17 protein-coding genes are annotated in these 17,866 nt (G+C 65.6%); 7 read left to right on the plus strand and 10 right to left on the minus strand.

All coding sequences use genetic code 11. The features are described from left to right. The first annotated feature begins 1 nt into the window (after nt 1). Nucleotides 2–1,453 (plus strand): AdeC/AdeK/OprM family multidrug efflux complex outer membrane factor, encoded by a 1,452-nt coding sequence (gene adeC / locus ACLV8F_RS07970; RefSeq protein ID WP_411883696.1) that lies wholly within the window; start codon nt 2–4, stop codon nt 1,451–1,453. Nucleotides 1,454–1,539: 86 nt separating this feature from the next. Here adeC and ACLV8F_RS07975 read toward each other — a convergent pair whose 3' ends face one another. Together ACLV8F_RS07975 and ACLV8F_RS07980 are read right to left on the minus strand one after the other, a co-directional pair. Beyond that, nucleotides 1,540–2,979: an N-acyl-D-amino-acid deacylase family protein gene (locus tag ACLV8F_RS07975; protein ID WP_411883697.1), complete on the minus strand. Its 1,440-nt coding sequence runs from the start codon at nt 2,977–2,979 to the stop codon at nt 1,540–1,542. A gap of 6 nt (nt 2,980–2,985) precedes the next feature. Then, nucleotides 2,986–3,966, minus strand: a complete 981-nt coding sequence (locus ACLV8F_RS07980) for a Bug family tripartite tricarboxylate transporter substrate binding protein (RefSeq protein ID WP_411883698.1) — start codon at nt 3,964–3,966, stop codon at nt 2,986–2,988. Between the two features lie 130 nt (nt 3,967–4,096). Between ACLV8F_RS07980 and ACLV8F_RS07985 the strand changes: the two genes are divergently transcribed. Further along, nucleotides 4,097–4,969 carry a LysR substrate-binding domain-containing protein gene (locus tag ACLV8F_RS07985; protein ID WP_411883699.1) on the plus strand — a complete coding sequence of 291 codons (873 nt, stop codon included), beginning with the start codon at nt 4,097–4,099 and terminating at the stop codon, nt 4,967–4,969. A 66-nt stretch (nt 4,970–5,035) separates the two neighbouring features. Here ACLV8F_RS07985 and ACLV8F_RS07990 read toward each other — a convergent pair whose 3' ends face one another. Beyond that, nucleotides 5,036–5,821: an NIPSNAP family protein gene (locus ACLV8F_RS07990; protein ID WP_411883700.1), complete on the minus strand. Its 786-nt coding sequence runs from the start codon at nt 5,819–5,821 to the stop codon at nt 5,036–5,038. An 81-nt stretch (nt 5,822–5,902) separates the two neighbouring features. On the opposite strand from ACLV8F_RS07990, the gene ACLV8F_RS07995 reads away from it, so the two are divergent. Then, on the plus strand, nt 5,903–6,517 hold the full coding sequence (locus ACLV8F_RS07995) for a TetR family transcriptional regulator (protein ID WP_411883701.1): 615 nt from the start codon (nt 5,903–5,905) through the stop codon (nt 6,515–6,517). 61 nt (nt 6,518–6,578) lie between these two features. Here ACLV8F_RS07995 and ACLV8F_RS08000 read toward each other — a convergent pair whose 3' ends face one another. Both ACLV8F_RS08000 and ACLV8F_RS08005 read right to left on the minus strand, forming a co-directional pair. Further along, a complete protein-coding gene (locus ACLV8F_RS08000) occupies nt 6,579–7,094 on the minus strand; it encodes a DUF3237 domain-containing protein (protein ID WP_411883702.1) in 516 nt (171 codons plus the stop codon). An 11-nt stretch (nt 7,095–7,105) separates the two neighbouring features. Then, entirely contained in the window at nt 7,106–7,624 is a 519-nt protein-coding gene (locus ACLV8F_RS08005; protein ID WP_411883703.1) for a nuclear transport factor 2 family protein, read from the minus strand. Between the two features lie 64 nt (nt 7,625–7,688). Here ACLV8F_RS08005 and ACLV8F_RS08010 point away from each other — a divergent pair, with 64 nt between their 5' ends. Then, nucleotides 7,689–8,171, plus strand: coding sequence for a winged helix-turn-helix transcriptional regulator (locus ACLV8F_RS08010; RefSeq protein ID WP_411883704.1), 483 nt, complete (start codon nt 7,689–7,691; stop codon nt 8,169–8,171). Nucleotides 8,172–8,337: 166 nt separating this feature from the next. On the opposite strand, the gene ACLV8F_RS08015 is transcribed toward ACLV8F_RS08010, so the two are convergent. The 5 genes from ACLV8F_RS08015 to ACLV8F_RS08035 all read right to left on the minus strand — a co-directional run bounded on the left by ACLV8F_RS08015 (nt 8,338) and on the right by ACLV8F_RS08035 (nt 14,816). Beyond that, a complete protein-coding gene (locus ACLV8F_RS08015; RefSeq protein WP_411883705.1) occupies nt 8,338–8,475 on the minus strand; it encodes a hypothetical protein in 138 nt (45 codons plus the stop codon). A 123-nt stretch (nt 8,476–8,598) separates the two neighbouring features. Further along, nucleotides 8,599–8,784: a DUF3606 domain-containing protein gene (locus ACLV8F_RS08020; RefSeq protein ID WP_411883706.1), complete on the minus strand. Its 186-nt coding sequence runs from the start codon at nt 8,782–8,784 to the stop codon at nt 8,599–8,601. Nucleotides 8,785–8,955: 171 nt separating this feature from the next. Further along, nucleotides 8,956–10,413 carry an efflux transporter outer membrane subunit gene (locus ACLV8F_RS08025; RefSeq protein WP_411883707.1) on the minus strand — a complete coding sequence of 486 codons (1,458 nt, stop codon included), beginning with the start codon at nt 10,411–10,413 and terminating at the stop codon, nt 8,956–8,958. Continuing rightward, nucleotides 10,410–13,589 (minus strand): efflux RND transporter permease subunit, encoded by a 3,180-nt coding sequence (locus tag ACLV8F_RS08030; protein WP_411883708.1) that lies wholly within the window; start codon nt 13,587–13,589, stop codon nt 10,410–10,412. The genes ACLV8F_RS08025 and ACLV8F_RS08030 overlap by 4 nt, the downstream gene beginning before the upstream one ends. A gap of 9 nt (nt 13,590–13,598) precedes the next feature. Then, nucleotides 13,599–14,816 (minus strand): efflux RND transporter periplasmic adaptor subunit, encoded by a 1,218-nt coding sequence (locus ACLV8F_RS08035; protein WP_411883709.1) that lies wholly within the window; start codon nt 14,814–14,816, stop codon nt 13,599–13,601. Nucleotides 14,817–15,127: 311 nt separating this feature from the next. On the opposite strand from ACLV8F_RS08035, the gene phnC reads away from it, so the two are divergent. Genes phnC through phnE form a run of 3 tightly spaced genes read left to right on the plus strand, consistent with a single transcriptional unit; the run spans nt 15,128 to nt 17,866 of the window. Continuing rightward, nucleotides 15,128–16,006: a phosphonate ABC transporter ATP-binding protein gene (gene phnC, locus ACLV8F_RS08040; protein ID WP_411883710.1), complete on the plus strand. Its 879-nt coding sequence runs from the start codon at nt 15,128–15,130 to the stop codon at nt 16,004–16,006. A gap of 45 nt (nt 16,007–16,051) precedes the next feature. Next, nucleotides 16,052–17,017 carry a phosphonate ABC transporter substrate-binding protein gene (gene phnD, locus ACLV8F_RS08045; protein WP_411883711.1) on the plus strand — a complete coding sequence of 322 codons (966 nt, stop codon included), beginning with the start codon at nt 16,052–16,054 and terminating at the stop codon, nt 17,015–17,017. Between the two features lie 42 nt (nt 17,018–17,059). Further along, nucleotides 17,060–17,866 carry a phosphonate ABC transporter, permease protein PhnE gene (gene phnE / locus ACLV8F_RS08050; RefSeq protein ID WP_411883712.1) on the plus strand — a complete coding sequence of 269 codons (807 nt, stop codon included), beginning with the start codon at nt 17,060–17,062 and terminating at the stop codon, nt 17,864–17,866.

Here is a 17,866-nt window from a genome sequence, read left to right on the forward strand (position 1 = left end):
CATGACCCGCTTGACCTTGATCACCCTGGCCTGCGCGGCCGCCCTGGGCGGCTGCAGCCTGATGCCCACTTATGAACAGCCGGCGCTGCCCGTGCCCGCGGCCTACCCGGTGGCCGCATCGCCCGGTGGCCCGTCCTCATCCTCGCCCGTTGACGCGGCCGACATCGGCTGGCGTGAATTTTTTGCCGATGAGCGCCTGCGCCGGGTTGTGGCGCTGGCTCTGGCCAACAACCGCGACCTGCGCGTGGCCGCCCTCAATATCGAGAAAGCGCGCGCGCAGTACCGCGTACAGGACGCCGGCCTGTATCCCGCCGTCAATGCCACGGGCAGCCAAAGCGCCACCCGCACGGCCGACAGTCTGCGCCTGCCGGGCAACCCCGGGATCAGCCGCCAGTACAGCGCGGGCGTCGGCGTCAGCGCCTACGAGGTCGACCTGTTCGGCCGCGTGCGCAGCCTGGGCGCGCAGGCGCTGGAGCAGTTTTTCTCGACCGCAGAGGCGCGCCGCAGCACCCACATCAGCCTGGTGTCCGAGGTGGCGAACGCCTACCTGGCGCTGGGCGCCGACCAGGAGCGGCTGGCCCTGGCGCGCAACACGCTGGCGAGCCAGGGCGAGTCTTACCGGCTCAGCCAGCGCAGCTTTGAGGTCGGGGTGACGTCGGCGCTGGCACTGCGGCAGGCACAGACCAGTGTCGATACCGCGCGTGTCGACGTGGCGCGCTACACCGCGCAGGTGGCGCAGGACCGCAACGCGCTGATGCTTCTGGTTGGATCGGCGGTACCGGACGAATTGCTGCCCGCCCGCCTGGCCGACTCGCTGAATGCGCTGCCTGAGCTGCCGGCCGGCTTGCCCTCAACGCTGATGCAGCGCCGGCCCGACATCCTGCAGGCCGAGCACCAGCTGAAGTCGGCCAACGCCAGCATCGGCGCGGCGCGGGCGGCTTTTTTTCCGCGTATCAGCCTGACCGCATCGGCCGGCTCGTCCAGCGCCGACTTGTCGGGCCTGTTTCAGGGCGGCTCAGGCACCTGGAGCTTCCTGCCGCAGATATCGCTGCCGATTTTTGATGGAGGCGCCAACCGCGCCAACCTTGACGTGGCAAAAATCACCCGCGAGATCAACGTTGCCCAGTACGAAAAGGCGATACAGACCGCGTTCCGTGAGGTGTCGGATGCGCTGGCGCAGCGCAGCACGCTCGGCGACCAGCTGGAGGCGCAGCAGTCCCTGGTGAACGCCACGGCCGAGAGCGAGGCACTGTCGCGCGCCCGCTTCTCACATGGCATAGACAGCTACCTTGCTGTGCTTGATTCCCAGCGCTCGCTCTACAGCGCGCAGCAGAACCTGATAGGCATGCGGCTTTCGCGAATGTCGAACCTGGTCACGCTGTACAAGGTGCTGGGCGGCGGCTGGTCCGAGGGCCGCGCCGGCGGCATCGCGGCGACAGGGCCGGGTGGTTGACCTGGTGATCTCGTGATGCGGGCCTCACAGGCACGGATTGACGTTCTTTGGCGAAGTCGGCACGCTGCCGGCAGCATGCGGCGCCCTCATGCAAGCGCACCTTGCCTGCGCAGCACCCGGCCGGCATCCACGTTGACGCTGACACCGTCGCGGCATGCCAAGCGGCCGTTGACGAAGACGGCGGCTATGCCCGAGCTGACTTCGGTGGGGTGCTCGTAACTGGCGTTGGCCGCAACGCGGTGTTCGTCGAAGATGACGATGTCGGCGTGATGGCCGGGCGCCAGGGTTCCGCGGCCGGCGAGGCCGAAGCGCCTTGCGCTGAGTCCCGTCATTTTGTAGATGGCGGCTTCGAGCGGGAACAGCTTTTTCTCACGCACGTAGTGCCCCAGCACGCGCGGGAAAGTGCCCCACAGACGCGGATGCGGGCGCACGTCATGCGCCAGGCCGTCCGAGCCGATCATGGCCATGGGATGGCCCAGGATGCGGCTGACGTCGTCCTCGCTCATGGCGAAGTAGATGGCGCCGGCCGGCTGCAATGCGCGCGCCACTTCTTCTTCGGTCTGGTTTCTCTCGCGTGCCAGCTCTTTTAGCGAGCGGCCGGCAACACCGGGCTCGGCCCCGGACCAGGTCACCAGCACGTCGCTGGACTGCTTCACGCGAGAGGGTAGCAGCATGGTGGACGAGGCGTTGTAGGGATAGCAGTCGAAGCAGACGGCCTGCCCTCGCGCCGCCTGCTCCAGCATCGCCAGGGTCTGCACGGAGCGGCCGTGGTTGGCCGTGCCGACCAGCTTGTGATGGGAAATGACGGTGGCCACGCCGAGTTCGCGGCCTATGTGCAGGGCCTCGCGCAAGGCCTCGTCGATGGCGTCGCCTTCGTCGCGGATGTGCATGGCCACGATGCCGCCGGCGGCCTTGAGCTGCGCGCCCACGGCAATCACTTCTTCAGCGGTGGCGGCTTTCGCGGGTGGATAGTACAAGCCCGTTGACAGGCCTATGGCGCCCGCGGCCAGTGCGCGGGCCAGTTCCGCCGCCATGCCCGCCGATTCGGCACGGGTGGCCGGCCTTTCAAGATCCGCCATGTACTTGACCCGCAGCGTGGAATGGCCCACGAGGCAGGCGACGTTGACGGCCAGGGGAGATGCGTCGAGCGCATCCAGGTAGGCCGCGAAATCCGGGTAGATCCAGCCGTCCGTCCCCAGGATGTCCAGCGGCGGCGGCGGATTCGTCGTCTCCAGCGGCGCAAGGCTGACGCCGCAGTTGCCCGCCACCACCGTCGTCACGCCCTGCGACAGCTTGGGGTGGGCGCCCGCCGCGGGCGTGAGCAGCAGGCGGTCGTCGTGGGTATGCACGTCGATAAAACCCGGCGCGACGATGCGCCCTTGCGCGCTGACCCGTTCGTGTGCCCGCGCGGCCGACAGGTCGCCGATGGAGAGGATTTTTCCGCGGGACACACCGAGGTCGGCGCGCACCCTGGCGGTGCCCGTCCCGTCGATCAGCTCGCCGCCTTCAATGATGAGATCGAACATGCGCGCTCAATCCACCTGGACGCCGGCGCGCTTGACGACCTCCGCCCACATGCGCGTCTCGCGCAGGGCGCGGTCAAACAGGCGGTCGGGCGAGCCTATGGTGGTCTCGAAGGAAATGGCGGCATAGCGCTCATTGACCGCGGCATTGCCCAGCACCTTGTTGATGTCCGCGTTGAGCCGCATGACGACGTCGCGCGGCGTGCCTGCCGGCGCGACGATGCCGCCCCAGGCCGTCGTTTCATAACCCTTGACGAACTCGCCGATGGCGGGCACTTCGGGAAACAGCGGGCTGCGCGCCCGGCCTGAAACGCCGAGCGCCTTGATGCGCCCGTTCTTGATGTGCGGCGCGATGGACGACAGGTTGTCGAACATCAGGTCGACCTGGCCGCCCATCAGGTCCTGGATGGCCTGCGGGCTGCCGCGGTAAGGCACATGGGTCATGAAGGTGCCGGTCATGCTCTTGAAGAGCTCACCGCCCAGGTGGCCGGTGGTGCCGTTGCCGGGGGACGCCATGGTGAGCTTGCCGGGCCTGGACTTTGCCAGCGCGATCAGTTCAGCCACGCTGTTCACGCCCAGGTCGTTCCTGACGACGAGCGCGTTCTGGACATAACCGAGCAGCGCCACGGGAAGCAATTGTTTGTCGGGGTCGTAGGGAAGTTTCGCGAAAAGCGATTTGTTGATCGCCAGCGTTCCCACATTGCCGTAGCCCAGCGTGTAGCCGTCGGGCGCCGCGCGCACGATCTCCTGCATGCCGATGTTGCCGCTTGCGCCGGGCTTGTTGTCGATCACAAAAGGCTGTCCCAGGCTCTTCATCAGTTCACTGGTCAGGATGCGGCAGATGTTGTCGGGCGAGCCGCCGGCGGCGGAGGGAACGATCAGGCGGATGGGCCGGTCCGGCCAGGCGGCGCGCGCCAAAAGGGGTGAGGAGGCGATCACGGCAGCCCCCAGTTTGAGGAGCGTTCGCCGCTGGGTCCGGTATTCGTTCATGGAAGCCACCTTGGGGTTGAGCAATGAGGAAACCGAATGATGCGTGGACAAACCTTCCGCTACAAACGACAATTTCTGCGTCTTCCATGCTTTTTCCTCATGCACCATGATGCTGCGCGCGCCCTCCACCATGTCCCTGGTATGCCTTGAGGCCAGCGCGCGCCTGCGCTCTTTCACCGCGGCCGCGCAGGAGTTGCACCTGACACAGGGCGCGGTGAGCCGCCAGATCATGGCGCTGGAAAGCCGCCTTGACCTCAAGCTGTTTGTGCGGCGCCGCGACGCGGTCGTCCTCACGGAAGCCGGCCGCTATTACCTGGACGAAGTCGGCCCCATTCTCCAGCGCCTCGAACGCGCGACGGCCAACGTGATGGCCCTCAAGGGGCGCGGGGGCACACTGGCGCTGTCGGTCGGCGCGTCGCTGGGCAGCTATTGGCTGATTCCGCGCCTGCCCGGCTTCACGCGTGCGCACAGCGAGATCACCCTGAATTTCGCCACCCGCGTGGGGTCGGTGGATTTCAAGAGCATGCCGGTGGATGCCTCGCTCGAATTCGGCGACGGAAAACGCGCCGGCCTGCACAACGATTTTGTGTTGCCGCTGGCGATGGCGCCGTATGCCGCACCGGCATGGATCGCCAAAAACGGAAAGTCGCTGAGTTCCAGCACGCCGATGTCCGAACTGGTGCACCACACCACCGTGCTGGACGCGTGGAAAAAATGGTTCGACCATGCCGGCATCCAGATCGGCACCGGGCAGGAGGGGCCGCGCTACGAGTTGATGTCCATGGCCTTGAACGCCGCGGTCGCGGGCCTGGGCGCGGTGCTGCTGCCCGACTTCATGGCCGGCGATGCGGTGGCGACCGGCCGTTTGCGCCGGCTGTCGAAGAAACAATGGGTTTCCACCCGCGGCTACTACCTGGTGTACCCGGAAGAATCATCGACGCTTGAAGCGCTGACGGTGTTTCGCGCGTGGCTGCTTGCGCAGGTCGCCACCGAGCGGGCCTGAATCATGGGCCATCGCGGAGGCCCGGGCCGCGTCCTGATTTGATGAAATCCGCTTTGGATTTCTTCATCACCGCAGCAATGAGCGGCCGGTAGGCGCCAGCCGCAGCACCTCGTTTTCACGCCAGGTGCGCTTGTTCATCTCCGGCCACAGCTGATCACGCCACACCGCTGAATCCGCCAGCTTCTGGTGAAACTTCTGCAGGTCATCATGGCCGTCAAAGCGCAGCAGCCAGATGAAGAGCGTCTCCCCTTCCCGCACCGGCAGGCCCAGGAAATTATTCTCGCGGTGGTCCACCAGCCAGCGGCCTTCGACGCCGGCGCCGGCGGCCAGCAAGGCGGGGCGGACCGATTCCTCAAACCATGCGGCAAATGCAGTGTCGGTGCGCGGGGCGAGGTAGCAGGTGGTCATCTCGAACACGCCGGGTTCGCCCAGATCGGTTGCGGGCGGTGGGCGGTTCGCGCCAAAACGCGGGGGCAAGGAGCCCGGACCCAGCAAGGACGGCGGGACCGCATCGCCCAGGGGCGTGAGCATCAGCACGTTGTCGGAATTGACCATGGTGCCGTTGGCTGCGTCGCGGTGCCGCGCCCAGACCGGGCCGGTGTAGAAGCTGCGCAGCGCTTCCGCGCGACGGGGCAGGTCTTCAAACCGCCGCAACCAGACAAAGGCGTCAGGATCGTCCAGGTCGCGGAACTGGGCCAGCACGGACATGCCGGCCGCATCCTGCGTTTCGAGGAATTCACGGTCAAACAGATCGATCAGCGTCTCGCGGGCACTGCGGTGCAGGCGATAGCGGCGCAGTTCAATCACGGGGTGGGCGGAAGTATCGGGGGCGTCGGGGGTGTGGCTTGTCATAGGCCGTGAATTACAGGACAATCATCCTGTTTTGTCAACTCCGCCATGTTTGTGCCCATGAAGACCGCAGCCAGAAAGCCGATGAAGAAGAAGCCCGCGCCCGTCGCAACAGGGCGCACCAATGACCCCGACGGGCTGCGCCAGCGCTTGCTGGACACGGCCTTCGAGGCCTTCACCACGCGCGGCTATGCCAGCACCAGCATGCAGGACCTGAGAGAGCTGGCCGGCGCCACCGGCGGCGCGCTCGCGCACCACTTCGCCAGCAAGAAAGCGCTGGGCCTGGCCGTGGTCCATGAACGCGTCGCCGTGGCGATTGAGGAAAGCTGGATGGCCCCGATGCGGACAGCACCCGACGCATCGCGCGGCGTGCAGCGGGTCTTTGGCGGCATCATTGCCGGCCTGGAAGACCGGGGCCGCGTCAACGGATGCCCGCTGAACAACCTCGCGGTGGAACTGTCAGGCGAGGAGGAATTCCGCGTGCCGATGGCAGCGCTGTTTGACGCCTGGCGCAAGGCGATCGCCGACAAGATCCGCGATGACAGGAAGGCCGGGCGCGGCGGCACGGCCAGCCCGCAGGCGCTGGCGACACTGGTGGTCGCGACCTATTCCGGCGCCATGGCCATGGCCAGGGCCGCGCAGTCGGCACAGCCCTTGCGCGTGTGTGCGCAGCAGCTCAAACAGGTGATGGCGGCCTGAGCGGGACCTCACTTGCGACGAGTCCTGCGCAGCGCTGCTTTCACGCGCTGCGCAGGCCATGTCACAGGATGCAAAACATCCGGTGATCAATGCGGCCCGGGCCGTATTCGCCGTAGCCGACGGTGACAATGCCGCACAGCCACGCGTAGCGCTCGTCGGAGGTCTCGAACCTGGGCGTCGGGCGCACATAGCTTTCATCGAAGGACAAACGCTCACCCCTGGCCAGGCGCTGGCGGCCGTCCGCCGGAAACCGGAGGATGCCGTGAGACTCATAGTGAATGAGGACACCGTCATCGGTGCGCAAGGTCGCGCGCACATCCATGCGGCTGGTGCCGTCGGCGCCCAGGGAGACCCAGTCGCCGCCGCCCGGCAGCATTTCGCCGCGCAAGCGGGGGCCTTCGAAGCGGCCGCCCTTCACCACAAAGGTCAAACGGGTGCCGAGAGGGGTCGGGATCACCTGGCCTAGCTCCAGGGCTATGCTGAGATCGAACAGATGTTCGACCGGCAAAGCGTTGATCAAGGCCCTGTCGAACAAGGGTGTCACGCTATCGGCGGCAGGCGCTTTGGCGTTGGTCATGTTCCTGTCCCTCATGCCGCTTCGAACGCGGCCTTGACTTGCGCAAAGTCGAAGAAGGTGTCTTTCCGGGTGACAAGCCCGGCGTCGTCCACCTCCACGACGTCGAGCGCACGGAAGCCCCTGCGCGCCTTGCCCGGGGGCTGGAAGGTCAGGTCCCATTCGAGCGTCCAGTGTTTGTCACCCAGCAGGAGGCGGTGCGTCTCCACGCCGAAACCGGGATAGCGTTCAAACACTTCGGCGAACTCCTTGAGCAACGCGTCCTTGCCTTTCACCTCTGCGCCACGGCCATGCGCCTGGAAGCTCGAGTGGGGCGCGTGCATCGCGACAATCGCCCCGGGATCGTGGGAGAGCCATGCGGCGGCGTAGCGGTCGGCGATGGCGGCAATATCCTGTTGGGTCAATTCAGACATGAGAAAACCTTTCGATGTCATCCAGTGTTGTTCGCGGAAGATCGATTGATTCCGCGGTTCACAAGAGAAGGTCGGCAAACCATTTTTGCGAACGATTTCCACTATACCTATGATTTTCATAGTGACAAGAGATATGATGTCTAAAATGACCAAAAAGCCAGATCAAACCCCGCCTCCGACATCCATGGAACAGGGAACGCTGTGCCCTGTTGCCCGGGCGCAGGACATCGTCGGTGACCGCTGGACCGTGCTGGTCCTTAGGGAGCTGTTCCTGGGCACGCGCCGCTTCGAGGAGATCCAGGCGCACACGCAGGCCACCCCGCAGATGCTGGCGACACGATTGAAGAAGCTGGAGGCGGACGGCATGGTCGAGCGCCGCCCGTACAACGACAAGCCTCTTCGCCACGAATACCACCTGACGGACATGGGGCAGGCCTTTTATCCGGTGTTCCTGGCGCTGCGCGCCTGGGGAGAAGCCTGGTGCAAATCCGAGGAGGAAGAAGTCGCCATTCACTACACGCACATCCCGTGCGGCGAGGATCCCGGCCTGGGTCCCAGCTGCCAGGTATGCGGCGCGGAGATGCGCAGGGAGGACCTGTCCGCGAGGCTGAGCGGGTCCTTCGTGGCTGAACGGCACGCGCGGCTGCATGCCTTCAAAAGTGGGTAGGCTGAAAGCCGGTTGAAGTGGCGCGTGGGGAATGAGCCCAAGCCCAAAAAAAGCCCGGATGAACCGAGCCCAACTTTTTGGAAATTCCAGATGGAGAGTTGCGATTGAGCAATCGCCCAGTCAATTTAACCAGGCTTCGCGCTGCGCATTGTAGGAAAACGCCGCGTCACCAAAGCTGGATGGCGACATACACAACCGTCGCCACGGCCGCCGTCAGTACCAGGGCCAAAGCCAGGTCGGCAACGCTGGCCTCGCCGGACTGCCTGGGCGCCTCATCCTCAACGGGGAATTTTGAATCCTTCATGGCCGAATTTTAAAAACCCGGCACGCCAGCGCTTGTCGGAAAACTCCGTTGTGTATTGCAGTTTCAGCGTACGAACTAAAGTGTTCAGCACACCAAGGCGCTGGAGTCACGGCCTGGCCCGGCTCACAGGCGAGTCATGATATCCAGATGGAGAAAGTAACGCCGGATGCGCTCTGGCTCACTGCCGACTGCGTAGACGGCTTGCCGCAATTCGTGCTCGGTGCATTCCAGTTCGGAGCACCAGGAACGAACGCCGGGTGGATCGATCAGGCAAATGCGGTCAACGGTATCGGTGTTTGGCTGGGACATGTTGTTTACCCCTTTCAGAGACACTTCATGTTGGCAGGGGTAGCCACAGGCAAGCGCCATCGTTTGGGTGCGGCAGGCGTAGGGAATCACGCCGAATCGGCCGAATCGTATCCAGGTGTGACCGGAAAACCCGCTCCGGCTGCTGAACGGCCTCTTTACAAACGGCAACGCTCAGGGTGCCGTCGCAGCCGGGACGGCGTTTGACGCCTCGCTCCACCCGCCGCCCAGCACCTTGTACAGCGTGAGCCGGTTCACCTGCTCGACGCGCTGCAGGTCTATCAGATCCTGTTGCGCGAGGTAAAGCGCGCGTTGCGCGATCAGCGTATCGAGGTAGGCGCCGCCGCCGCTCCTGAACAGCGCCTGCGACAGGTCGAAGCTGCGCTGGGAGGCGGCCACCAGCGACTGCTGGGCCGCCATGCGTTCGGCCAGCGTGCGGCGCGCGGCCAGGGCGTCGGCGACTTCGCGGAAGGCGGTCTGCAAGGTCTTCTCGTAACTTGCCAGCTGGATTTGCTGCTGCACCTCGGCCACCTTGAGGTTGGCGCGGTTGGCGCCGCCGTCGAAGATCGGCAAGCTGATGGACGGCACAAAGCTCCAGGTGCTGCTGCCGCTTTTGAAGAGTCCCGACAAGGTGTTGCTGGCGGTGCCGGCCGCGCCGGTCAGCGAGATGCGCGGGTAAAAGGCCGCGCGCGCGGCGCCTATGTCGGCATTGCTGGCGCGCAGCACGTGCTCTGCCGCCAGCACGTCGGGGCGCTGAAGCAGCACGCTGGACGGCAGGCCCGCGGGCGGCACCAGCAGTTGCGCCACGGGCGCGGACAGCGGCGTGCCGGGCGTGGGCAGCAGCTCGTCGGGCAGCGGGCCGCCGGCCAGCAGGGCCAGCGCGTTGCGGTCCTGCTCGACCTGGCTGTCATAGGTGGCGGCCTGCAGGCGCGCGCTGTCGACGGTGGTTTGCGCCTGTGCCAGGGCCAGGCCCGACTGCGCGCCCAGCGCGTGGCTGCGCTCTATCAGTTCAAACGATTTTTTCTGGCTGGCCAGCGTGTCCTGCGCGAGCTTCAGGCGCTGCGTGTCGGCCTCCAGGGCCAGCCAGGCCGAGGCCACTTCGGCGACCAGGCTGATCTGCACGCTGCGCCGGGTTTCGTCGACGGAGAAGTAGCTTTCCAGCGCGGCATCGCCGAGGTTGCGAACGCGGCCGAACAGGTCCAGCTCATAACTGACCAGGCCCAGGTTCACGCTGTATTGGGTTGCAAGGGTGCTGGTGCTGCCGGTGGTGCCTGAGGTCCTGGCGCGCGAGGCGGCGGCGCCGAGGTTGACCGAAGGCCAGGCGTCGGCCCGTGCGATGCCGTACTGGGCGCGCGCGCGCTCGATGTTGAGCGCCGCGACGCGCAGGTCGCGGTTGTTGGCAAGCGTGAGCTCGACCACGCGGCGCAAACGCGCATCGACAAAGAACTCGCGCCAGCCTATGGATGCCGGCGCCTGGGCCTCGGGAGCCGAAAGGCCGGTGGCCGGAAACGCGGCGGGAACGGGCGCGGCGGGCTGCTGGTAAGCGGGCGCGAGGTTGACGCAACCGGCCAGCAGCATGGCCGCGGCGAACAGCGAAAGGGCCGGCACGGCGGTGCGTGAAAGCCGGGTCATGACTGTTCTCCCTGGGCCGCCGGATGGTCCGGTGCGGCGCCCTCAGGCGCGGGTTTCTTGTGGCGCTGCAAAAAGCTGCGGATCATGACAAAGAACAGGGGAACAAAAAAGATGCCGAGCGCGGTGCCGACGACCATGCCGCCCAGCACGGCCGTGCCGATCGACTGGCGGCCGCCCGCGCCGGCGCCTGTGCCTATGGCCAGCGGCAGCACGCCGAAGCCGAAGGCCAGCGAGGTCATCAGGATGGGGCGCAGCCGCAAACGCACGGCCTGCAGCGTGGCTTCGAGAATGCTTTTGCCCTGCTCCTGCAGCTGCTTGGCGAATTCGACGATCAGGATGGCGTTCTTGGACGACAGGCCCACGGTGGTGAGCAGGCCGACCTGGAAGTACACGTCGTTGCTGAGGCCGCGCGTCCAGGTGAACAAGAGCGCACCGACGATGCCCAGCGGCACGACCAGGATCACCGAGAAGGGCACGGACCAGCTTTCATACAGCGCGGCCAGGCACAGGAACACGAAGAGGATGGAGATCGCATACAGCAGCGGCGCCTGCGCGCCCGAGATGCGCTCCTGCAGCGAGGCGCCCGTCCACTCGTAGCCTATGCCGGCCGGCATCTGCTTCATGACGTCTTCGACGGCATTCATCGCGATGCCGGAACTCACGCCGACCGCGGCGTCGCCGACAAACTCGTAGCTGGAGCTGCCGTTGTAGCGCTGCAGCTGCGGCGAGCCGTAAGTCCAGCGCGTGCTCGAGAAAGCCGGGAACTGCACCATCTGCCCCAGCGTGTTGCGCACGCTCCAGCGATTGATGTCCTCGGGCAGCATGCGGAAGGCCGCGTCGCCCTGCAGGTAGACGCGCTTGACGCGCCCGTTGTTCAGGAAGTCGTTGACGTAGGTGCCGCCCATGGCGGTCGACAAGGTGCTGTCGATGGCGCCGGTGGACAGGCTGAGCGCGCCGGCCTTGGCGTCGTCGATGTCGACGGCGAACTGCGGCGTGTCGTCGAGGTTGTTGCTGCGCACGTTGGCGACTTCCTTGCGCTGGCCCAGCAGCTGCACCACCTGGTCGCGCGCCGCGACCAGCGCGTCGTGGCCCAGGCCGTTGGTGTCTTTGAGGTTGAAGTTGAAGCCGGCGTTGGCGCCCAGCCCGCGCACCGCGGGCGGCAGCGACACGAAAATCCGCGCATCGCGGATTTTCGAGAGGTCGGCCGTCGCCTTGCGGGCGATGGCGTCGGAGGACTGCGCTTTGGTCTTGCGTTCAGCCCATTCCTTGAGCATCACGAAGGCGCGCGCCGAACTCTGGTCACCGTTCTGGCCGGTGATCATGTTGATGCTGACGACGTCGGGCTGCTTGAGGAAGTAGTCCTGCACCTGGTCCATGATGGGCTGCAGGCGCGCATTCGACGAGCCGGGCGGCAGCGTGATCTGCACCGACAGCGAGGCCTGGTCTTCGTTGGGCAGGAAGGACGTGGGCAGGCGCAGGAACATCACCGCCATGGCAATGCAGATCAGCGCATACACCACCAGGCTGCGCTTGCCGCGGCGAATCATGCCGCCGACGAAGCCCTGGTATTTGTCGGCCGTCTGGTCGAAACGGCGGTTGAAGCCGCCGAAGAAGCGGTCGAACCAGCCCACGAGCCCGGGGCGCGGCGCGGCGTGGGCGTGGTGCTCGCCCTTGGGCAGCGGCTTCAGCAGGGTGGCGCAAAGCGCGGGCGTCAGGGTCAGCGCGACGAAGACCGACAGCACCATGGCCGAGACGATGGTGATGGAGAACTGGCGGTAGATCACGCCGGTGGAGCCGCCGAAGAAGGCCATGGGGATAAACACGGCCGACAGCACCAGCGCGATGCCGACCAGCGCGGGCGTGATTTCGGCCATGGACTTGCGCGTGGCTTCTTTGGGCGACAAGCCCTCTTCGCTCATCACGCGCTCGACGTTCTCGACGACGACGATGGCGTCGTCGACCAGCAGGCCGATGGCCAGCACCATGCCGAACATGGTCAGGGTGTTGATGGAATAACCGAACACCGACAGCACGCCGAAGGTGCCGAGCAGCACCACGGGCACGGCGATCGCCGGGATCAGGGTGGCGCGGAAGTTCTGCAAAAAGATGTAGATCACCAGCACGACCAGGATCATGGCCTCGACCAGCGCCTTGACGACTTCGTCGATGGAGGCGCTGACGAAGGGTGTGGTGTCGTAGCTCACATAGGTCTTGAGCTGGTTGGGAAATAGCGGCTCGAGTTCGGCGATCTTGGCCTTGACCGCGTCGGCGACCTGGACCGCATTGGCGCCGTCGGCCAGCACCACGCCCATGCCGGCGCCGGGCTTGCCGCCCAGCAGCGAGCGAACGGTCAGGTTCTCGGCGCCGAGTTCGACCCGGGCCACGTCCTTGAGGCGGACCACCGCGCTGTCGGGCGTCACGCGCAGCACCACGTTGTTGAACTGGTCCGTGCTCTGCAGCTTGCTGCGCGAGGTGATGGTGGCGTTGAGCTGCTGCCCGCCGGTGGCCGGCAGCGCGCCCAGCTGGCCGGCCGAGACCTGCGTGTTCTGCGCCGTGAGCGCAGAGATCACGTCGGACGGCATCAAGGCATATTTGCGCAGCTTGTCCGGGTCCAGCCAGATGCGCATGGCGTAGCCGGTGCCCAGGGTCTGCACGTCGCCGACACCGTCGATGCGGCTGATCACGTCGACCAGGCTGCTGGTGATGTAGTCGCCGACGTCGACCGCCGAGGCGCTGCCGTCGGCGGAATACATCGAGACGATCAGCAAAAAGTCATTGCCGCCCTTGGTGACGGTGACGCCGCGGCTTTGCACTTCCTGCGGCAGGCGCGAGATCGCCTGCTGCAGCTTGTTCTGCACCTGCATCTGCGCCACGTCGATGTTGGTGCCGGCCTCGAAGGTCAGCTGCGTGCGCGCGCTGCCCGACGACGCGCTGGTGCTCTGCATGTACAGAAGGCGGTCCAGGCCCTTCATCTGCTGCTCGATGACCTGGGTCACCGAATCCTCGACGGTCTTGGCCGAGGCGCCGGTGTAGGTCGCGTTGATGGAGACGCGCGGCGGCGCGATGTCGGGGTATTGCTCCAGCGGCAGCGTCTTGATGGACATGGCGCCGGCCAGCATGATGACGATGGACAGCACCCACGCGAAGATGGGGCGGTCGATGAAAAACTGTGCCATGGACCGTCCTTAACGCGCGGCGCTGGCCAGCTTGGCGGCGGCAGGCGCCGATGCCGATGCCGATGCGGCGGCTGCGGCCGCGGCGGACACTTCAACCGGCTTGACCGTGTCGCCCACCCGCGCGCGCTGCGAGCCTTCGACCAGCACCCGCTCGCCGGCCGCCAGGCCGCCCAGCACCTGCCAGCGCGCGGCAACCGCCCGGCCCACGGTGATGGGGCGCTTGGCCACCTTGTTGTCGGCGCCGACCACCAGGGTCGAGGCGCTGCCGTCGGGCGCGCGGGTCACCGCCTGCTGCGGCACCAGGATGGCCCCCTCGTCGACGGCCTCCTGCAGCACCGCGCGCACATACATGCCGGGCATCAGGGTTCGCTCGGGATTGGGAATCACGGCGCGCAAGGTCACGCTGCCGTTGCCGGCGTCTACCGTGACGCCGCTGAAGGTCAGCTTGCCGTCGTGCGGGTAACGCGTGCCGTCTTCCAGCAGCAGCTTGATGGACGCCGAAACGGTATCGACTTTCTGCATGCGCCCGCCCGCCAGCTCGCGCTTGAGGCGCAGCAACTCGCTGCTCGACTGCGTGACGTCGACATACATGGTGTCGAGTTGCTGCACGGTCGCCAGCGCGGTGGCCTGGTTGGCCGTGACCAGCGCGCCAGGCGTGACGCTGGACAGCGACACCCATCCCGACACCGGCGAGGTGATGCGGGTGTAGCCGAGGTTGATGCGCGCCGACTGCTCGGCCGCCTGCGCCACGGCGAGGTCAGCCTCGGCCTGCTGGGCCGCGGCCTGCGTTTCTTCGTTGGCCTGCTGGCTGATCGCGTCGATCTTGACCAGCTCGGCATTGCGTTTGGCGACGGTGCGCGCGGTGGCCAGGGCCGATTCGGCGCGCCGCGTGCCGGCCTGCGCGCTCTGGTAGGCGGCCTGGTAGGTCGCGGGGTCGATCTGGTAGAGCACCTGGCCGGCCTTGACCTGCGAGCCTTCGGTGAACAGGCGCTTTTGCACGATGCCGCCGACCTGGGGACGGATCTCGGCGATCACGGTGGCCGCCGTGCGGCCCGGCAGCTCGGTGCTGAAGGAGATTTTTTCCGTCTTGAGCGTCAGCACGCCGACTTCACGGGGCTGGGCGGCGGCCTTGCCGCCCGCATCGCCCGGAGAACAGGCCGTCAGCGATGCGGCGGCCAGGGTTAGAACAAGAAGCCGGACAGCATAGGTGGGGGAGTTTTTTTTCATGAATCAGCGTTGGACATCCGGCACGCGCAGGCAAGGGCAGACAGGCGCGTTCGGTAGACGGAAAGCCTAGCGCAATAGTTCCGCTGCAGTGCAGCATTGCGTGCAACAGTTCTGTAAAGCTGCCGTCTCTCCGCGCCTTGTTGTATTGCTCCTCCCCCCTCTGGGGGAAGGTTGGGATGGGGGCCGCCGCGCGCGCAGCCGGCTCTCACCCCATAGGAAGAGGGGGAAAAGCACAAAACCCTACAAAGCACCTGACACGAAAACGACACATTGCGCCCCTAGATTCAGCCCAGTCAACTCCGGGACCGATCATGGACGCCATTCGAATCAACACGCTCAGCAAAACCTTCGGCAACGGCCGCAAAGCCCTGCAGGCCATTGACCTGGCCATTGCGCCCGGCGAAATGGTGGCGCTGATAGGCGCCTCGGGTTCCGGCAAATCCACCTTGCTGCGGCACATGGCCGGGCTGATGGCCGGCGACACGCATTCGCAAGGCTCCATCGAAATCCATGGCCGCACCGTGCAGCGCAACGGCAGGATCGCCTCCGACATCCGTTCTGTGCGCTCGGGTGTCGGTTTTGTCTTCCAGCAGTTCAACCTGGTGGGCCGCCTGCCCGTCATCATCAATGTACTGGCCGGCACGCTGCACAAAGTGCCTTTGTGGCGCAGCCTGGCGCGCTGGTTTACGGCCGAGGAAAAAGCGCGCGGCATCGAAGCGCTGCGCCGTGTCGGCATCGCCGAATGCTGGGCGCAGCGCGCCTCCACGCTGTCGGGCGGCCAGCAGCAGCGCGCGGCGATCGCACGGGCCATGGTGCAGGGCGCCAGGGTGGTGCTGGCCGACGAGCCCATCGCCTCGCTGGACCCGGAATCCTCGCGCAAGGTCATGGACATCCTGGCGCGCGTAAACCGTGAAGACCAATGCACCGTGGTGGTGTCGCTGCACCAGGTCAACGTGGCCATCAAATACTGCCCGCGCACCATCGCCCTGCACCAGGGCAAGGTGGTGTACGACGGCCCTTCCGTCGGCCTCACGCCCGCCGTGCTGCGCGACCTGTACGGCGCGGAAGCCGACGACATCCTGTCCCTGGGCGACCATATCTCGAGCCTGGAAGACAAGGTCATCCCCGTCCTCCCCGCCATTCCCGTCCCTCACCTGGCCTGGCCCACGCCGCTGGCGCAGGCCGCCTGAACCCACATCCACCTTTTTTGTTCCCTACCCCCTCAAGGATTCACCATGCTTAAAAAATTCATCAGCGGCCTGGCCGCGGCCACCGTCCTGGCGGTCACGCCTGCCATGGCGCAAGAACTCAAGGAAATCAACTTCGGCATCATCTCCACCGAGTCGTCGCAGAACCTGAAGTCCGACTGGCAGCCCATCCTCGACGACATGGCCAAAAAGACCGGCCTCAAGGTCAACGCCTTCTTCGCCTCCGACTACGCGGGCATCATCGAAGGCATGCGCTTCAACAAGGTGCACGTCGCCTGGTACGGCAACAAGTCGGCCATGGAAGCGGTGGACCGCGCCGGCGGCGAGGTGTTTGCGCAGATGGTGAATGCCGACGGCACCCAGGGCTACTACTCGCACCTGATCGTCAACAAGGACAGCCCGCTCAAGACGCTGGACGACGTGTTCAAGAACGGCAAGAACCTGTCCTTCGGCAACGGCGACCCCAATTCGACCTCGGGCTTCCTGGTGCCCGGCTACTACGTGTTTGCCAAGAACAAGATCGACTCCAAGACCTTCTTCAAGGTCTCGCGCGGCGCCAACCACGAGAGCAACGCCCTGGCCGTGGCCAACAAGCAGGTCGACGTGGCCACCTGCAACAGCGAGGTGATGGAGAAGGTCAAGGAGCGCCAGCCCGAGAAGTTCGCCGAGATTCGCATCATCTGGACCTCGCCGCTGATCCCGCTGGACCCGCTGGTGATGCGCAAGGACGTGCCCGCAGGCACCAAGAAAAAGATCCAGGATTTCTTCTATACCTACGGCAAGGACAGCCAGGTGGAAAAAGACAACCTGATGAAGCTCTCCAAGCTGTCGGCCTTCAAGCCTTCGACCAACGCGCAGTTGATCCCCATCCGCCAGCTGGAACTTTTCAAGGACCGCAACAAGTTTGAAGCCGACGCCGGCATGGCCGCCGCCGACAAGCAGCTCAAGATCGCCGAGATCGACAAGAAGCTTGCCGAACTCAGCCAGCAATAAGATGCGTTCCCCTTACGGCCACCGATACGTGAAAGCACCGGCATGAGCGCCCCCTCGACTCCGCTGGCGGTGGCGCCGCTGCAGGTGGACGTCCCGAAGTCCAGCCTGCTGGGCATGCTGGCCTGGGGCGGCTTGATCGCCGTGCTGGCCGCGTCCTGGCAGGGCGCGGACATGCGCCCGCTGGACCTGGTGCGCGACTCCAGCAACATGGCGAAATACGCGGCGGATTTTTTCCCGCCCAACTTCAGCCAGTGGCAGTTTTACCTGAAGGAAATGCTGGTGACGCTGCAGATCGCGGTGTGGGGCACGGCGCTGGCCGTGGTGTTCGCCATCCCGCTGGGTTTGCTGTCGTCGGCCAACATCGCGCCGGCCTGGGTGCGGCAGCCGGTCAGGCGCATGATGGACGCGGCGCGTGCCATCAATGAAATGGTGTTCGCGATGCTGTTCATCGTGGCCGTGGGCCTGGGGCCGTTTGCCGGCGTGTTGGCCCTGTTCGTGCACACCACGGGTGTGCTGGCCAAGCTGTTCTCGGAAGCGGTGGAATCCATCGACGCGCAGCCGGTGGAAGGCATACGCGCCACCGGCGCCAATGCGCTGGAGGAAATCGTCTACGGCATCATCCCGCAGGTGCTGCCGCTGTGGATTTCCTACTCGCTGTACCGCTTTGAATCCAACGTCCGCTCGGCTTCCGTGGTGGGCATGGTGGGCGCCGGCGGCGTGGGCGTGATCCTCTGGGAAATCATCCGCGGGTTTCAATACGCCGAAACCTGCGCCGTGATGATCATCATCGTGGTGACCGTGACCCTGATAGACCTGGTCTCGGCACGCATACGCAAAGCACTCGTCTAG

It is taken from the genome of Polaromonas sp. YR568 (genome assembly GCF_943369675.1).
Lineage (GTDB): Bacteria > Pseudomonadota > Gammaproteobacteria > Burkholderiales > Burkholderiaceae_C > Polaromonas.

What these genes read in the sequence shown, in the direction of transcription:
- phnD (WP_411883711.1), top strand. Translation starts at nt 16,052, where the DNA reads ATGCTTAAAAAATTCATCAGCGGCCTGGCCGCGGCCACCGTCCTGGCG.
- ACLV8F_RS08015 (WP_411883705.1), bottom strand. Translation starts at nt 8,475, where the DNA reads ATGAAGGATTCAAAATTCCCCGTTGAGGATGAGGCGCCCAGGCAGTCC.
- ACLV8F_RS08025 (WP_411883707.1), bottom strand. Translation starts at nt 10,413, where the DNA reads ATGACCCGGCTTTCACGCACCGCCGTGCCGGCCCTTTCGCTGTTCGCC.
- ACLV8F_RS07995 (WP_411883701.1), top strand. Translation starts at nt 5,903, where the DNA reads ATGAAGAAGAAGCCCGCGCCCGTCGCAACAGGGCGCACCAATGACCCC.
- phnC (WP_411883710.1), top strand. Translation starts at nt 15,128, where the DNA reads ATGGACGCCATTCGAATCAACACGCTCAGCAAAACCTTCGGCAACGGC.
- ACLV8F_RS07980 (WP_411883698.1), bottom strand. Translation starts at nt 3,966, where the DNA reads ATGAACGAATACCGGACCCAGCGGCGAACGCTCCTCAAACTGGGGGCT.
- ACLV8F_RS08005 (WP_411883703.1), bottom strand. Translation starts at nt 7,624, where the DNA reads ATGAAAATCATAGGTATAGTGGAAATCGTTCGCAAAAATGGTTTGCCG.
- ACLV8F_RS08020 (WP_411883706.1), bottom strand. Translation starts at nt 8,784, where the DNA reads ATGTCCCAGCCAAACACCGATACCGTTGACCGCATTTGCCTGATCGAT.
- ACLV8F_RS07985 (WP_411883699.1), top strand. Translation starts at nt 4,097, where the DNA reads ATGTCCCTGGTATGCCTTGAGGCCAGCGCGCGCCTGCGCTCTTTCACC.
- ACLV8F_RS08030 (WP_411883708.1), bottom strand. Translation starts at nt 13,589, where the DNA reads ATGGCACAGTTTTTCATCGACCGCCCCATCTTCGCGTGGGTGCTGTCC.
- ACLV8F_RS08000 (WP_411883702.1), bottom strand. Translation starts at nt 7,094, where the DNA reads ATGACCAACGCCAAAGCGCCTGCCGCCGATAGCGTGACACCCTTGTTC.
- ACLV8F_RS07975 (WP_411883697.1), bottom strand. Translation starts at nt 2,979, where the DNA reads ATGTTCGATCTCATCATTGAAGGCGGCGAGCTGATCGACGGGACGGGC.
- phnE (WP_411883712.1), top strand. Translation starts at nt 17,060, where the DNA reads ATGAGCGCCCCCTCGACTCCGCTGGCGGTGGCGCCGCTGCAGGTGGAC.
- adeC (WP_411883696.1), top strand. Translation starts at nt 2, where the DNA reads ATGACCCGCTTGACCTTGATCACCCTGGCCTGCGCGGCCGCCCTGGGC.
- ACLV8F_RS08010 (WP_411883704.1), top strand. Translation starts at nt 7,689, where the DNA reads ATGGAACAGGGAACGCTGTGCCCTGTTGCCCGGGCGCAGGACATCGTC.
- ACLV8F_RS08035 (WP_411883709.1), bottom strand. Translation starts at nt 14,816, where the DNA reads ATGAAAAAAAACTCCCCCACCTATGCTGTCCGGCTTCTTGTTCTAACC.
- ACLV8F_RS07990 (WP_411883700.1), bottom strand. Translation starts at nt 5,821, where the DNA reads ATGACAAGCCACACCCCCGACGCCCCCGATACTTCCGCCCACCCCGTG.